The organism is Pseudomonas nitroreducens (assembly GCF_010994165.1).
GTDB lineage: Bacteria > Pseudomonadota > Gammaproteobacteria > Pseudomonadales > Pseudomonadaceae > Pseudomonas > Pseudomonas nitroreducens.
The window spans coordinates 79,598-94,957 of sequence record NZ_WMBX01000005.1; the positions used below are offsets into that span (position 1 = coordinate 79,598).

General features: G+C 65.9%; 10 protein-coding genes and 1 other RNA gene. 10 read left to right on the top strand and 1 reads right to left on the bottom strand.

Features of this window, described 5'->3' with window-relative positions:
* Positions 1 to 263: 263 nt before the first annotated feature.
* The 10 genes from GJV37_RS21985 to ssrA all read left to right on the top strand — a co-directional run bounded on the left by GJV37_RS21985 (position 264) and on the right by ssrA (position 14,936).
* The gene (locus GJV37_RS21985; protein WP_170859944.1) at positions 264 to 1,943 is read left to right on the top strand and encodes a lactate permease LctP family transporter; all 1,680 of its coding nucleotides are present in this window, start codon (positions 264 to 266) and stop codon (positions 1,941 to 1,943) included.
* Positions 1,944 to 2,104: 161 nt separating this feature from the next.
* Positions 2,105 to 3,250, top strand: coding sequence for an FMN-dependent L-lactate dehydrogenase LldD (gene lldD / locus GJV37_RS21990; protein ID WP_024764816.1), 1,146 nt, complete (start codon positions 2,105 to 2,107; stop codon positions 3,248 to 3,250).
* A gap of 194 nt (positions 3,251 to 3,444) precedes the next feature.
* Positions 3,445 to 6,255, top strand: a complete 2,811-nt coding sequence (locus GJV37_RS21995) for an FAD-binding and (Fe-S)-binding domain-containing protein (protein WP_193452945.1) — start codon at positions 3,445 to 3,447, stop codon at positions 6,253 to 6,255.
* 206 nt (positions 6,256 to 6,461) lie between these two features.
* Entirely contained in the window at positions 6,462 to 7,139 is a 678-nt protein-coding gene (locus GJV37_RS22000) for a response regulator (protein ID WP_037017122.1), read from the top strand.
* A 47-nt stretch (positions 7,140 to 7,186) separates the two neighbouring features.
* Positions 7,187 to 8,539, top strand: coding sequence for a sensor histidine kinase (locus GJV37_RS22005; RefSeq protein ID WP_084358673.1), 1,353 nt, complete (start codon positions 7,187 to 7,189; stop codon positions 8,537 to 8,539).
* 86 nt (positions 8,540 to 8,625) lie between these two features.
* On the top strand, positions 8,626 to 8,892 hold the full coding sequence (locus GJV37_RS22010) for a hypothetical protein (protein ID WP_024764813.1): 267 nt from the start codon (positions 8,626 to 8,628) through the stop codon (positions 8,890 to 8,892).
* A gap of 150 nt (positions 8,893 to 9,042) precedes the next feature.
* Positions 9,043 to 12,327: an acetyl-CoA carboxylase family protein gene (locus GJV37_RS22015; RefSeq protein ID WP_193452946.1), complete on the top strand. Its 3,285-nt coding sequence runs from the start codon at positions 9,043 to 9,045 to the stop codon at positions 12,325 to 12,327.
* Positions 12,328 to 12,727: 400 nt separating this feature from the next.
* Positions 12,728 to 13,741, top strand: a complete 1,014-nt coding sequence (locus tag GJV37_RS22020; protein ID WP_065085402.1) for a sodium:calcium antiporter — start codon at positions 12,728 to 12,730, stop codon at positions 13,739 to 13,741.
* A gap of 86 nt (positions 13,742 to 13,827) precedes the next feature.
* Positions 13,828 to 14,505, top strand: coding sequence for a type 1 glutamine amidotransferase domain-containing protein (locus GJV37_RS22025; RefSeq protein ID WP_024764811.1), 678 nt, complete (start codon positions 13,828 to 13,830; stop codon positions 14,503 to 14,505).
* A 73-nt stretch (positions 14,506 to 14,578) separates the two neighbouring features.
* Positions 14,579 to 14,936, top strand: a transfer-messenger RNA (tmRNA) gene (ssrA, locus tag GJV37_RS22030).
* 61 nt (positions 14,937 to 14,997) lie between these two features.
* Here ssrA and GJV37_RS22035 read toward each other — a convergent pair.
* Positions 14,998 to 15,300: a hypothetical protein gene (locus GJV37_RS22035; RefSeq protein WP_193452947.1), complete on the bottom strand. Its 303-nt coding sequence runs from the start codon at positions 15,298 to 15,300 to the stop codon at positions 14,998 to 15,000.
* Between the last annotated feature and the right edge of the window lie 60 nt (positions 15,301 to 15,360).

Below are 15,360 nucleotides of genomic sequence, written 5' to 3' on the forward strand. Positions count from 1 at the left end.
GCGCCGCCGGCAACAAGACCAGCTCACGTTCCCGAGCGCCCTCGACAAAAGTCGCAGAGCAGTAAATTGACACGTCGCCAGCAGGGCTTTTACCCTGAGCGCTCAGCCTTGTAAATTGGTAATACCAATTTACCGCAAGCTGGATTGCACCACAACATAAAGCCGCGATCAGTCGACCGTCTGCCCACGCGCCACAAGCGCACCGGAATCGCCCGACCGGCAACCAGGCCCTCCACCCAAAAACAATTAGGGAGCCAACACAGATGCAAACCTGGCAGCAGATCTATACCCCGCTCGGCAGCCTCGGCCTGTCCGCGCTGGTCGCCGTCATCCCGATCGTGTTCTTCTTCCTCGCCCTCGCCGTGTTCCGCCTCAAGGGCCACGTCGCCGGCAGCATCACCCTCGCCCTTTCCGTCATCATCGCCATTGCCGCCTTCGGCATGCCCGCCGACATGGCCATCGCCGCTGCCGGCTATGGCTTCGCCTACGGACTGTGGCCGATCGCCTGGATCATCGTCGCGGCGGTGTTCCTCTACAAACTCACGGTCAAGAGCGGCCAGTTCGAAGTGATCCGCAGCTCGGTGCTGTCGATCACCGGCGACCAGCGCCTGCAGGTGCTGCTGATTGGCTTCTCCTTCGGCGCGTTCCTTGAAGGTGCGGCGGGCTTCGGCGCACCGGTGGCAATCACTGCCGCCCTACTCGTCGGCCTGGGCTTCAACCCGCTGTACGCTGCCGGCCTGTGCCTGATCGCCAACACCGCGCCGGTGGCCTTCGGCGCCCTGGGCATCCCGATCATCGTGGCCGGCCAGGTCACCGGTATCGACGCCTTCAAGATCGGCGCCATGACCGGCCGCCAACTGCCGTTCCTGTCGATCCTCGTACCGTTCTGGCTGGTGTTCATGATGGACGGCCTCAAGGGCGTGAAGGAAACCTGGCCGGCCGCCCTGGTCGCCGGGGGCAGCTTCGCCATCACTCAGTACTTCACCTCCAACTTCATCGGCCCGGAGCTGCCGGACATCACCTCCGCGCTGGTCAGCCTGATTTCCCTGACCCTGTTCCTCAAGGTCTGGCAGCCGGCCAGCGAGCGTGCAGTGGTCGCTAACGCAGGTGGCGCGGCGGTCATGGGCAGCGGCAACGGCGCTCGCAGTACCGAACCGTCGCCCTACAGCTTCGGCGAAATCCTCAAAGCCTGGTCGCCCTTCCTGATACTGACCGTACTGGTCACCCTCTGGACCCTGAAGCCGTTCAAGGCGTTGTTTGCCCCGGGCGGCGCGCTGTATAGCCTGGTGTTCAACTTCTCCATCCCGCACCTGGACCAGCTGGTGGTGAAAACCGCCCCCATCGTCGCCAACCCGACGCCGATTGCCGCGGTGTTCAAGCTGGACCCGATTTCCGCCACCGGCACCGCGATCTTCCTCTCCGCCGTGATCTCGATGCTTGTTCTGCGGATCACTGCGAAAACTGGTCTGACCACCTTCAAGGAAACCCTGCTTGAGCTGAAGTGGCCGATTCTCTCCATCGGCATGGTGCTGGCCTTCGCCTTCGTCACCAACTACTCGGGCATGTCCACCACCCTGGCGCTGGTCCTGGCCGGCACCGGCGCAGCGTTCCCGTTCTTCTCGCCTTTCCTCGGCTGGCTGGGCGTGTTCCTCACCGGTTCGGATACCTCCTCCAACGCGCTGTTCAGCTCGCTGCAAGCCACCACCGCGCACCAGATCGGCGTCAACGACACCCTCCTGGTCGCGGCGAACACCAGCGGTGGCGTGACCGGCAAGATGATCTCGCCGCAGTCCATTGCCGTGGCCTGCGCCGCCACCGGCATGGTCGGCAAGGAGTCCGACCTGTTCCGTTTCACCCTCAAGCACAGCCTGATGTTCGCCGCCATGGTGGGCCTGATCACCCTCGCGCAGGCGTACATCTTCACCGGCATGCTCGTGCATTAAGGGAGTCATCGCCGCCCCGTCGTTCACAGACAGAACGGCGGGGCGGCCGGCCCAGGCGCCACGCGATAGCTGCAACAAGCCCGGCAAAGCGTCTAGCTTGTTCAGGGTTCCTGCCGTCACCGTGACGCCTTAATCGACAGACCTTCAACGATGGGACGCCCATGATCATTTCTGCCTCTACCGACTACCGCCCCGCGGCCCAACGCAAGCTGCCGCCGTTCCTCTTCCACTACGCCGACGGTGGCGCCTACGCCGAGCGCACCCTGCGCAACAACGTCGACGACCTGGCCAGCATCGCCCTGCGCCAGCGCGTGCTGAAGAACATGTCCGAACTGAGCCTGGAGACGAAGCTGTTCGACGAGACGTTGAGCATGCCCATCGCCCTGGCCCCGGTCGGCCTGACCGGCATGTACGCCCGGCGCGGTGAAGTACAGGCAGCCCGCGCAGCGGCCGCCAAAGGCATTCCCTTCACGCTGTCCACGGTGTCGGTCTGCCCTATCGAGGAAGTCGCCCCGGCCATCGACCGCCCCATGTGGTTCCAGCTCTACGTGCTCAAGGACCGCGGCTTCATGCGCAACGCGCTGGAGCGCGCCAAGGCCGCCGGTGTGAAGACCCTGGTGTTCACCGTCGACATGCCGGTGCCCGGCGCCCGCTACCGCGACGCCCACTCCGGCATGAGCGGCCCGAACGCGCCGCTGCGCCGTGTCTGGCAGGCCATGACCCACCCGGCCTGGGCGCTGGACGTCGGCCTGCTGGGCAAGCCCCATGATCTGGGCAACATCTCCAAGTACCGCGGCAACCCCACCGGCCTTGCCGACTATATCGGCTGGCTGGGCGCCAACTTCGACCCGTCGATTTCCTGGAAGGACCTGGAGTGGATCCGCGAGTTCTGGGACGGCCCGATGATCATCAAGGGCATCCTCGATCCGGAAGATGCCAAGGACGCGGTGAAATTCGGCGCCGACGGCATCGTCGTCTCCAACCACGGCGGCCGCCAGCTCGACGGCGTGCTCTCCAGCGCCCGCGCTCTGCCGGCGATTGCCGATGCGGTGAAAGGCGACCTGAAGATCCTCGCCGACTCGGGCATCCGCAACGGCCTGGATGTGGTGCGCATGATCGCCCTGGGCGCGGACACTGTGCTCATTGGCCGCGCCTTCCTCTACGCCCTGGCCACCCACGGCGAGGCCGGCGTGAAGAACTTGCTGGACCTGTTCGAGAAGGAAATGCGCGTGGCCATGGTGCTCACTGGCACCAAGACCATCGGCGAGATCACCCGTGATTCGCTGGTGCGCGAACTGGGCGCGTAATCGCTCTTCGTAGCGCGCATAACCTGGAACGGGCTATGCGACGTTCCTGTGGTGTATGACGCTGGCGCGTTATACACCCTACGAGAGCGGTAGCCTGGGAGCATCCCGGCAAAAAGCGCACCTTGTGTACGCAAAAAAAGAACACCGATGGGCCGTCCAGCGGCCCACGCTCACCGATGATGAATGGAGCTGCCATGAGCCTCCCCGCCGCCTTCCTCGATACGGTAGAACACCTGATTCCCCGCGAACGCCGTTTCGACGACCCGCTCTCGACCCTGGCCTTCGGCACCGATGCCAGCTTCTATCGGCTGATCCCCAAGCTGGTGATCCGCGTCGAGAGCGAGGATGAAGTCGCCACGCTGCTCAAATCCGCCCACGCCCACCAGGTCGCAGTGACCTTCCGAGCTGCCGGCACCAGCCTCTCCGGCCAGGCCGTGAGCGACTCGGTACTGCTGGTGCTGGGTGACAACTGGAATGGCCGCGACATTCGCGAAGGCGGCACGCAGATCCGCCTGCAGCCCGGCGTCATCGGTGCCCAGGCCAACGCCTGGCTGGCGCCTTTCGGCCGCAAGATCGGCCCGGACCCGGCCTCGATCAACGCCTGCAAGATCGGCGGCATCGTCGCCAACAATGCCAGCGGCATGTGCTGCGGAACGGCGCAGAACAGCTACCACACCCTCGCCGGCATGCGCCTGCTGCTGGCCGATGGCACCCTGCTGGACAGCGAGTTGCCCGGGAGCATCGCCGCCTTCCGCGAAAGCCACGGCGCGTTGCTCGAGCAGCTCGCCGAACTGGGCCGACAGACCCGCGCCAACCCCTCGCTGGCCGCGAAAATCCGCCACAAGTACCGCCTGAAGAACACCACCGGGCTGTCACTCAATGCGCTGGTCGATTACGACGAGCCGCTGGATATCCTCACCCACCTGATGGTCGGCTCCGAGGGCACCCTGGGCTTCATCAGCGCAGTGACCTACGACACCGTGCCGGATCACCCGCACAAGGCCAGCGCGCTGATCGTCTTCCCCGACGTGGAAACCTGCTGCAAGGCCGTGACCGTGCTCAAGCAGCAACCGGTCTCCGCCGTGGAGCTGCTGGACCGCCGCAGCCTGCGCTCGGTGGAAAACATGCAAGGCATGCCGGTATGGGTGAAGAGCCTCTCCGAAGGCGCCTGCGCGCTGCTCATCGAATCCCGCGCGGCGACCCAGTCGCTACTGCACGAACAGCTTGAACAAATCATGGCCTCCATCGCCGATTACCCGGTTGAGAAGCAGGTCGACTTCAGCGAAGACCCGGTCGTCTACAACCAGCTCTGGCGCATTCGCAAGGACACCTTCCCGGCCGTCGGCGCGGTGCGTGAGACTGGCACCACGGTGATCATCGAGGACGTCACCTTCCCCGTCGAACAGCTCGCCGAGGGCGTGAACCGCCTGATCGGGCTGTTCGACAAGCACGGCTACGACGAAGCCATCCTGTTCGGCCACGCGCTGGAGGGGAACCTGCACTTCGTCTTCACCCAGGGCTTCGAGTCCCCCGAACAGATCACCCGCTACTCGGCCTTCATGGACGACGTCGCGCACTTGGTCGCCGTGGAGTACGGCGGCTCGCTGAAGGCCGAACACGGCACTGGGCGCAACATGGCGCCCTTCGTCGAGCTGGAGTGGGGCCATGACGCCTACCAGCTGATGTGGCAACTCAAGCGCCTCCTCGACCCCACTGGCATCCTCAATCCCGGCGTGGTGCTGACCGACGACCCGCAGCTGCACCTGAAGAACCTCAAGCCGCTGCCGGCCGCCGACGAGATCGTCGACAAGTGCATCGAATGCGGCTTCTGCGAGCCGGTCTGCCCGTCCAAGGGGCTGACCCTGAGCCCGCGCCAGCGCATCGTGATGTGGCGCGACATCCAGGCCAAGCGCCGCGCCGGCATCGACACCACCGAACTGGAGCGCGACTACCAGTACCAGGGCATCGACACCTGCGCCGCCACCGGTCTGTGCGCCCAGCGCTGCCCGGTGAACATCAACACCGGCGAGCTGATCAGGAAGTTGCGCGGCGAAGAGGCGCACCACGCCGGTACTGCCACCTGGCTGGCACGCAACTTCTCAACCGCCATCAAGGGCACGAAGTTCATGCTGCATGCGGCCAACGGTGCGCGCATGCTGCTCGGTGCGCCTCGCCTGGCCCGCCTCAGCGCCTCCCTGAGCCACGCCAGCAAGGGCCGTGTGCCGCAGTGGACGCCGGCAATGCCGCAACCGGTGCGCCTCGCAGCAGCGCCGCGCACACTCGATGACAGCCGCCCACGCGTGGTCTACCTGACTGCCTGCGTGTCCCGCGCCATGGGTCCGGCGGCGGCGGACGAGGAACAGATGCCGCTGATCGACAAGACTCGTCAGTTGCTGGAGAAAGCCGGCTATCAGGTGATCTTCCCGGACAACGCCGACAACCTCTGCTGCGGCCAGCCTTTCGCCTCCAAGGGCTACCAGCAGCAGGCTGACGCCAAGCGCGACGAGCTGCTCGCCGAGCTGCTGCGCGCCAGCCGTGGCGGCCTCGATCCGATCTACTGCGACACCAGCCCCTGCACCCTGCGCCTGGTGCAGGACCTGGCGGACGACCGGTTGAAGATCTACGACCCGGTGAAGTTCATCCGCACCCACCTGGTCGAGCGCCTGGACTTCCAGCCGCAGGACAAGCCGGTGGCCGTGCATGTCACCTGCAGCACCCAGCACCTGGGCGAAAGCCAGGCGCTGATCGAGCTGGTCAAGCGCTGCACCCGCGAAGTCGTGATCCCCGAGGGCATCCACTGCTGTGGCTTCGCTGGCGACAAGGGCTTCACCACGCCCGAGCTCAACGCCCACTCGCTGCGCACGCTCAAGGACGCGGTGCAGTACTGCGAGGAAGGCGTCTCCACCAGCCGCACCTGCGAAATCGGCTTGTCCGCCCACGGCGGCATCGACTATCGCGGGGTGGTCTATCTGGTGGACCGCGTGACTCGGGCGCGCCCTCTCTAACGCTGGTGGGTCGCGAACATGGCTGGCTCCTGCCGGCCCCCGGCCAACGAGGGAGCGGACTCTGTCCGCGCTCGACCCCAGCCCACGGCGTCATCCCCTTGTTAACGCCCTGTTAAGCCGGCGCTGTCACCCTCTGCCGCAAAACCGCCGCGGCGGCTATCCTGCTCGGGATGGCCGCGGCGGCGCTGCGCGATAAGGGAGCGAAGATGAGAATCCTGTTGGCGGAAGACGACCAGTTGCTGGGCGATGGCATTCGCGCGGGGCTGGGGCTGGAAGGCGACACCGTGGACTGGGTGAACGACGGTGTCGCCGCCGAGCAGGCGCTGGAAACCGACGAGTTCGACCTGCTGGTGCTCGACCTTGGCCTGCCGCGCAAGGACGGTCTGGAGGTGCTGCGCAGCCTGCGTCGGCGCGGCGACCTGACGCCGGTCCTGATCCTCACCGCCCGCGACAAGGTGGCTGATCGCGTGGCAGGCCTGGACGCCGGCGCCGACGACTACCTGACCAAACCCTTCGACCTCGACGAGCTGCTGGCCCGCGTCCGCGCCCTCACCCGTCGCCATACCGGGCGCGCCGCACCGCTGCTGAAACATGGTGAACTCTCACTGGACCCGGCCACCCACCAGGTCAGCCTGGCGGGCGCACCGGTCGATCTGGCCCCGCGCGAATACGCGCTGCTACGCCTGCTGCTGGAGCAACGCGGCAAGGTGCTGTCCCGTGCGCGACTGGTGGAAGCCCTCTACGGCTGGGACGGTGACCTGGAGAGCAACGCCATCGAAGTCCACATTCACCACCTGCGGCGCAAACTGGGCAACAGCCTGATCCGCACCGTGCGCGGCATCGGCTACGGAATCGACCGCCCCGAAGGCGCCACCCAACCTTGAGCGGCACGCCGCGCCGCGCCGGCTCCATCAGCCGGCGCCTGCTGCTGATGCTGATCGGCGGCGTTTCCCTGCTGTGGCTGGTGGCCGGGCTGTTCACCTATCAGTTGACCCGCGAACAGGTGAACCGCCTCTACGACCAGGACATGATCGACTTCGGCCAGGCCGCCCTGAGCCTGGTGGACATCGCCGACGCCATCGATCCGCAGTCCAGCGACGCCATGGAAATCCTCGCGCGCAGCCGCAAAGCCATCGAAGGGCTGCCGCTGCTTCGCCGCGAAGCCTCACTTGGCTACGCTATCTGGTATCGCGGCCAACCGCTGCTCGCCACGCACAAGCCCCCGAACGGCATCGAGGCACAACCGCCGGGCTTCTCCGACCTGCTCAGCGGCGACGTCAACTGGCGTGTACTGCAGATGGCCACGCCGGGCGCCGACGAAGTGCGCATCTGGGTCTTCGAGAACCTGCATTACCGCCACAAGACGCTGCACCTCTTGCTGTTCAGCGCTCTGTTCCCGCTATTGCTGGCGCTGCCGCTGATCGGTGTGCTGGTGTGGTTCGGCGTGCGCCAGGGTCTGGCTCCCTTGCGCAGCCTGATCGAGCAGGTGCACCAGCGCAGCGCCCACAGTCTGCACCCACTGGCCTTGAGCCGGGCGCCAGTGGAGGTACACAGCCTGGTCAACGAACTGAACCTGCTGCTGGAGCGCCTGAACTCGGCGATGGAGGCCGAACGCCGGCTGACCAGCGATGCCGCCCACGAAATCCGCACACCATTGGCGAGCCTGCGCACCCACGCCCAGGTAGCGCTGCGCTCTTCCGACCCTGCAGCCCACGCCCATGGCCTGCAACAGGTCAGCCGCAGTGTCGAGCGGATCAGCGCGCTGATGGAGCAGATTCTCCTCCTGGCCCGTCTGGACGCCGAAGAACTGCACGAGATCTTCGCCCCCGTGGACCTGCGCCTGCTGGCCGAAGACACCATCGCCGACCTCGCGCCCCAGGCCATCGACAAGCAGATCGACCTGACTCTCGACAGCCAGGAAGCCACCCTGCCAGGCGTCGCCGCCTGGCTCGGGGTGATGCTCACCAACCTGGTCGGCAATGCCTTGCGCTACACCCCCGAAGGCGGCCGCGTTTCCGTCACCCTGGAAACCAGCAGCGACCGTCTGACGCTCTGGGTCCGCGACAACGGCCCCGGCGTCGCCCCCGCCGAGCGCGCGGCGATCTTCACCCGCTTCTACCGCAGCCCCAGCGTCGCCAGCAGCAGCGGCAGCGGGCTGGGCCTGCCCATCGTCAAGCGCATCGTGGAAATCCACCGCGGGCGCATCAGCCTGCACGAAGGGCTGGAAGGCGCAGGCCTTGGCGTTTGCGTCGAACTCCCGACAACAACCGGCCAAATACTCTGAACCCCGCGTAAAAAACCGCAGTCCACCCTGTACGGCCGGCCTTTCCGGGCCGCCGACCATCGGTCCAACGTGACAGGAGAACTGCCATGAAACGCGCCGCCCTGCTCATCACCGCCGCCCTGCTGGCCTCGCCGGCCTTTGCTGACGACCTGTGCAGCACCAACCTGCAGAAAGTCGACGACGCGGTGAAAACCACCACCAACAACACCCAGGCCCAGGAACAGGCGATGCGCCTGCAGGAAAAGGCCGCCCAGGCCCAGGCCGCCGGCAACACCAAGGAATGCATCGCGCACACCGAAAAAGCCCTGAAGCTGCTCAAGGACAACGCCGGCGACGGCGGAGCCAACGGGTGACCCCGGTCGCGGTGACCGGCCACTGCGCCGGTCGCCGCCCATAACGGCGGCGAAGCCTGCGCCATTCGCGAGGCCGCAGTTCGTTCCCCCGACTCCGCCGCTCCCTAAGATGGTGCGATTCCCGATCACAAGAATCACAACGGAATCGCCATGCCCGTCTCCCGCTTGCTCATCGCCAACCGTGGCGAAATCGCCATCCGCATTGCCCGCGCCGCCGCCGAGCTGGGTATCCACACGCTGGCGATCTTCGCCGAAGACGACGCCGCCTCGTTGCACACTCGCCAGACCGACCAGGCTGCTGCCCTCAAGGGACGCGGTGCCAGCGCCTACCTCGATCAGCAACAGATCATCGACATCGCCCTGGCCCAAGGCTGCGACGCGGTGCACCCCGGTTACGGCTTCCTCTCCGAGAACGCCGACTTCGCCCGCCGCTGCGAAGCCGCCGGCCTGACCTTCGTCGGCCCATCGGCAGACGTGCTGGAGGCCTTCGGCGACAAGGCCCGCGCCCGCGATCTCGCCCGCGACCACGGTGTAGCACTGGTCGCCGGCAGCAATCACGCCACTTCGCAGCAAGACGCCGAGCGCTTCTTCCGCGAACTGCCCGCCGGCGCCGGAATGATGATCAAGGCACTGGCCGGCGGCGGTGGCCGCGGCATGCGCGCGGTGCGCAGCGGCGAGGAAATCCCCGACGCCTACACCCGCTGTCAGGCCGAAGCCCGCGCGGCCTTCGGCGATGATCGCCTCTACGTCGAGCGCCTGATCCAGCGCGCCCGACACATCGAAGTGCAGGTGATCGGCGACGGCCGCAGCGTCAGCCACCTGTGGGAACGCGACTGTACCCTGCAGCGACGCAACCAGAAGCTGCTGGAGATCGCCCCGAGCCCCAACCTGCACCCACGCCTGCGCGGCGCCATCCTCGCCGCCGCCGTGCGCCTGGCCGAGGCAGTGAAATATCGCGGGCTGGGCACCTTCGAATTCCTCCTGGACGAGGACAGCGGCGACTTCGTGTTCATGGAAGCCAACCCGCGCCTGCAGGTGGAACACACCGTCACCGAAGCGGTCACCGGCATCGACCTGGTACAGGCGCAACTGCGCATCGCCGCCGGCGCCAGCCTCGCCGAGCTGAACCTGACTCAGGCCGAGATTCCCGCGCCGCGCGGCCACGCCCTGCAACTGCGGATCAACCTGGAAAGCCTCGCCAGCGATGGCACACCGCATCTGGCCTGCGGCACCCTCAGCGCTTACGAACCACCCAGCGGCCCCGGCCTGCGCGTGGACGGCTACGGTTACGCCGGCTACCGCAACAGCGCCGGTTACGACTCGCTGCTGGCCAAGCTGATCGTCCACGGCAGCAGCGGTTATCCACAGCTGGTGCAGCGCGCCTACCGCGCCCTCTGCGAATTCCGCCTCGAAGGTGTGGCGAGCAATATTCCGCTGCTGCTCAACCTGCTGCGCCATCCTGCAGTGGCGGACAACCAGGTCACCACGCGCTATATCGAAGAACACCTGCCGGCGCTGCTCGATGCGCAGGACCACACCCACCCGCACCGATTTTTCAGCCACGCCAGCGCTGCGCCGCAAGCCCAGCGCGCGAGTGAAGCCCCCACCGGCTGCGTTCCGCTGGCCACGCCCAGTGCGGGAGTCCTCGTCAGCCTGCAGGTGGCTCCCGGCGACGCCGTCGCCCTAGGCCAGACCATCGCCGTGGTCGAGGCGATGAAGATGGAGTTCGAGGTAAAGGCCGGCGCCAGCGGCATCGTCCATAGCCTGGCTGCCACCCCCGGCGATAGCCTCGGCGAAGGCGAAGCGCTGCTGTTCGTTGAGCCGGCCGACATCGAAGCGCAGGACCACGAAAGCAGCGCCGCCATCGCTCTCGACGCCATCCGCGCGGACCTCGCGGAAGTCATCGAACGCCACGCCATCGGCCTCGACGAGCGCCGCTCGGACGCTGTCGCCAAGCGCCACCGAAACGGCAAGCGCACCACGCGCGAAAACCTCGCCGACCTGCTCGATGAAGGCAGCTTCATCGAATACGGCGCATTGGCCATCGCCGCCCAGCGTCGTCGCCGCAGCGTCGAGGAATTGATCGCCAGCAGCCCCGCCGACGGCCTGGTCAGCGGCCTGGGCAGTATCAACGCCGCGCAATTCGGCGACGAGAAGGCCCGTTGCCTGGTGCTGGCCTACGACTACACGGTGTTCGCCGGTACCCAGGGGGTGATGAACCACAAGAAGACCGACCGCATGCTGCACCTTGCCGAGCAATGGCGCATCCCGCTGGTGCTCTACGCCGAAGGCGGCGGAGGGCGCCCCGGCGATACCGACTTCGTCGGCGTGGCCGGGCTGGACAACATGAGCTTCGTCGGCCTGGCGCGGCTCTCCGGGCTGGTGCCGCTGGTGGGCGTGGTCTCCGGACGCTGCTTCGCCGGCAACGCCGCCCTGCTCGGCTGCTGCGACGTGATCATCGCCACCCGCGACACCAGCCTGGGGATGGCCGGCCCGGCCATGATCGAAGGCGGCGGCCTGGGCAAATTCTCCCCCGAGGAAGTCGGCCCCAGCGACGTGCAGAGCGCCAACGGGGTGATCGACGTGCTGGTGGAAGATGAAGCCGAAGCCACCCGTATCGCCCGCCAGTACCTCGCCTACTTCCAGGGTGACATCACCGACTGGCAGTGCGCCGACCAGCGCCTGCTGCGCCATGCGGTGCCGGAGAATCGTCTGCGCGTCTACGACATCCGCCAGGTCATCGAACAATTGGCGGACAGTGGCTCGGTGCTGGAGCTGCGCCGTGGCTTCGCCGCCGGAATGATCACCGCGCTGGTGCGCATCGAAGGCAAACCCTTCGGCCTGATCGCCAACAACCCCATGCACCTGGGCGGCGCCATCGATGCCGAGGCCGGCGACAAGGCCGCGCGCTTCATGCAGTTGTGCGATGCCTTCGACCTGCCGATCATCTCGCTGTGCGACACCCCCGGCTTCATGGTCGGCCCGGAGGCGGAAAAGACCGCCACCGTGCGCCACGTTTCGCGCATGTTCGTCACTGCCGCCAGCCTTACGGTGCCCGTCTTCACCGTCGTGCTGCGCAAAGGCTACGGCCTCGGCGCACAGGCCATGGCCGCCGGCAGCTTCCACGCGGCGCTGTTCACCGTGGCCTGGCCCAGCGGCGAATTCGGCGCCATGGGCCTGGAAGGTGCTATCCGTCTCGGTTACGCCAAGGAACTGGCTGCCGTGGAAGATGCGCAGGAGCGCCAGGCGCTGTTCGACAAGCTGGTCGCCGCGGCCTACCGCAACGGCAAGGGCCTGAATATGGCGAGCTACCTGGAGATCGACGACGTCATCGACCCGGCCGACACCCGTCGCTGGCTGCTCCGCGGGCTGGCTTCGACGCCACGTCCGGCGCAGCGCCAGGGGAAAAAGCGTCCACTGATCGATACCTGGTAAGCCATGGGTTGAGCTGCGCGGCCGATCCGCTAAAATGCGCGGCGTCATTGGGGAGTAGCCGACCGTTCCGCGAACGGGGGCGACGTCAACACACTTGGCCCAAATCAGTTGACGATCTCGCGAGCTAGAGCAGAACAAGGCGAGAGCAGCGGAGAAAGCGCAGTTTACGAATAGTAAATGAGCATTTCTCAGCTGTTCTCAACGCAGTTATGCCGACGCGCAGCAGATCGTAGACGGATTTCAGGCCATGGCGTCGCCAGCAGACTAGCCTGGCAAGACCTTTGACCACGTGATCTCCGCAACGGCCGGGGAGATGCGTGGTCATGGGTACTACACCGGCCGGGAGCTTCACCGTGATGCACCACCCCATTCTTCGCTCCACCTGTCTGGAGCTGCACGCATGCTGACCTTCATCCTCGAACTGCTCGGCATGCTGCTGGTGATCCTGGTCGCCGCCGAACTCTTCACCAACGCACTGGAACACTTCGGCGAACGCCTGGGTATCTCCGAAGGCGTCACCGGCTCGCTGTTCGCCGCCGTCGGCACGGCGCTGCCGGAAACCCTGATCCCGCTGCTCGCCCTGTTCGCCGGCACGAGCAACATCACGCTCAACGAGGAAGTCGGCGTCGGCGCCATCCTCGGCGCACCACTGATGCTCTCTACCCTCTCCACCTGCCTGATGGCCTGCTTCGCCTGGCGCGCCCGCGGCCTACTCGGACGCATCCGCCCGGAACGCAGCGGCCTGCAGCGTGACCTGAACTTCTTCCTGGTCGCCTTCAGCTTCGCCACCATCGCCATGTTCGTACCAGCGCAATTGCGCTCCGTGCGCATCGCCCTCAGCGTGCTGCTGGTACTCACCTACGTCGCCTACATCACCCTGACCCTGCGCGCCTCGCGGAGCCTGGTGGACGACGGCCACGGCACCGAAGCCGACCACCACATGTACCTGTCGCGCATCGGCCTGCCGACCAACCTCGCCACCATCCTGCTCCAGCTGTTGCTGGGTGTGGCGCTGCTGGTGCTGGGCGCGAAAGGCTTCATCCATGGGGTGGAAGGCCTGTCGCACCTGCTGGGCCTCTCCGCGCTGCTGCTGTCGCTGCTGATCATCCCCATCGCCACGGAGCTGCCGGAGAAGATCAACAGCATCCTCTGGGTCCGCCGCGGCCGCGACACCCTGGCCTTCGGCAACATCAGTGGCGCCATGGTCTTCCAGGGCACCCTGCTGCCCGCCATCGGCATCCTGCTCACGCCCTGGCAGCCGCGCATCGAGGTCCTCACCGGCGTGCTGATCACGCTGGGCGCCGCGTTTTGGCTACGACTCAACGCCCAGCGCAGCAGTGGATTGCCGGTCTGGGTGCTGCTGCTCAACGGCGTGCTGTATGCCGCCTATCTGGGTGTCACCCTGTCGCGCTGACGCGCGCGGCTCATTGCCTACACTGACAGTCCGGGCTGCCGCTTCGGCGGCAGCCGCACGACTAGCGATACGCCGAAGGAGTGAGCATGAAAATCCTGGTAGTCCTGACCTCCCACGACCAGCTCGGCAATACCGGCAAGAAAACCGGGTTCTGGCTCGAGGAGTTCGCCGCGCCCTACTATGTCTTCAAGGATGCCGGCGCCAGCCTGACGCTGGCCTCGCCCAAAGGCGGCCAACCACCGCTGGACCCCAAGAGCGACGAGGAAGACGCACAAACCCCGGCCACCCTGCGCTTCCGCCAGGACAGCGAAGCCCAGGCCGCGCTGGCCAGCACCGTGAAGCTCAGCGAGGTGAAGGCCGACGACTTCGATGCCGTCTTCTACCCCGGCGGCCACGGCCCCCTCTGGGACCTGGCCGAGGACCGCGCCTCGGTGGCCCTGATCGAAGCCTTCCACTCCAGCGGCAAGACCGTCTCCGCCGTCTGCCACGCCCCGGCCGTGTTCCGCCATCCACGTGGACTGGACGGCCAACCGCTGGTGCAGGGCCGCCACGTCACCGGTTTCTCCAACAGCGAAGAGGAAGCCGTCGGCCTCACCGACGTCGTGCCCTTCCTCGTCCAGGACATGCTCAAAGCCAACGGCGCCCGCTACAGCAAGGGCCCGGACTGGCAGAGCCACGTCGAAGTCGACCGCGGCCTGATCACCGGTCAGAACCCCGCATCCTCCGAGGCCGTGGCCGAAGCCGTCCTGAAATTCCTGGCCTGACAAGCCTTCACACCGCCCCGGTGGCTATCGGGGCGGCTTTCCCGTAGAATGAATCCCGACCTTGACAGGTTTTGGGGCCGATTAGGATTCGACGCCGGTAACAAAACTCTAGGGGCATGCCGAGTAGGTGACAGTTCTCGTAAATCAGCTGCCACAACTTTATAGTTGCCAACGACGACAACTACGCCCTAGCAGCCTAAGTGCCGCTAGCAGACCCTAGGGGATGCCTGTAAACCCGAAGATTAGGTCTGTCATATAGAACAGGATCGCCGCCAAGTTCGCTGTAGACGTAACGGCTAAAACTCATACAGCTCGCTCCAAGCGCCCTGCCACTCGGGCCGCGAGGAGTTAACCTAGTAGAGATGGCTAAGCATGTAGAACCGACAGCGGAGAACTGGCGGACGGGGGTTCAAATCCCCCCGGCTCCACCAAGTCCAAAGAAAAAGGCGCTGAGCCCCAAGCACAGCGCCTTTTTTCTTGTCTGCGATTTGCCTAGAGCGTGAGGAACCCCAGCCGCGGCATCAGCAACTCGGCACGCTCTTCCCCTACCGTTTGGGCACAAGGCTTCCGCAGGCGCAACCGTTCGGCATTGCACAGCAGCGGGCCGTCGTCGTCTTCGGTACCGAAAGGGTCATCAATCAGCACACCATTGATAAGCCCCTGGCGAAACAGCTCACGTATGGCGAGGAGGTTGGCTTCGCGCGGCCCGCTCAGATCGCTGATGGATTTGAAGTCGCTTTCTGTGAGCTGGCTGAGCACTGCATTCAGCTGGGCCTGGGAGGGTTTATGACTCATGAGAAAGCTCCGGGTGCAGCAAGGGTCAAGCCTAACTATCGGCGGCAAATCTTAACGCTG

What these genes read in the sequence shown, in the direction of transcription:
- GJV37_RS21985 (WP_170859944.1), top strand. Translation starts at nt 264, where the DNA reads ATGCAAACCTGGCAGCAGATCTATACCCCGCTCGGCAGCCTCGGCCTG.
- lldD (WP_024764816.1), top strand. Translation starts at nt 2,105, where the DNA reads ATGATCATTTCTGCCTCTACCGACTACCGCCCCGCGGCCCAACGCAAG.
- GJV37_RS21995 (WP_193452945.1), top strand. Translation starts at nt 3,445, where the DNA reads ATGAGCCTCCCCGCCGCCTTCCTCGATACGGTAGAACACCTGATTCCC.
- GJV37_RS22000 (WP_037017122.1), top strand. Translation starts at nt 6,462, where the DNA reads ATGAGAATCCTGTTGGCGGAAGACGACCAGTTGCTGGGCGATGGCATT.
- GJV37_RS22005 (WP_084358673.1), top strand. Translation starts at nt 7,187, where the DNA reads ATGCTGATCGGCGGCGTTTCCCTGCTGTGGCTGGTGGCCGGGCTGTTC.
- GJV37_RS22010 (WP_024764813.1), top strand. Translation starts at nt 8,626, where the DNA reads ATGAAACGCGCCGCCCTGCTCATCACCGCCGCCCTGCTGGCCTCGCCG.
- GJV37_RS22015 (WP_193452946.1), top strand. Translation starts at nt 9,043, where the DNA reads ATGCCCGTCTCCCGCTTGCTCATCGCCAACCGTGGCGAAATCGCCATC.
- GJV37_RS22020 (WP_065085402.1), top strand. Translation starts at nt 12,728, where the DNA reads ATGCTGACCTTCATCCTCGAACTGCTCGGCATGCTGCTGGTGATCCTG.
- GJV37_RS22025 (WP_024764811.1), top strand. Translation starts at nt 13,828, where the DNA reads ATGAAAATCCTGGTAGTCCTGACCTCCCACGACCAGCTCGGCAATACC.
- GJV37_RS22035 (WP_193452947.1), bottom strand. Translation starts at nt 15,300, where the DNA reads ATGAGTCATAAACCCTCCCAGGCCCAGCTGAATGCAGTGCTCAGCCAG.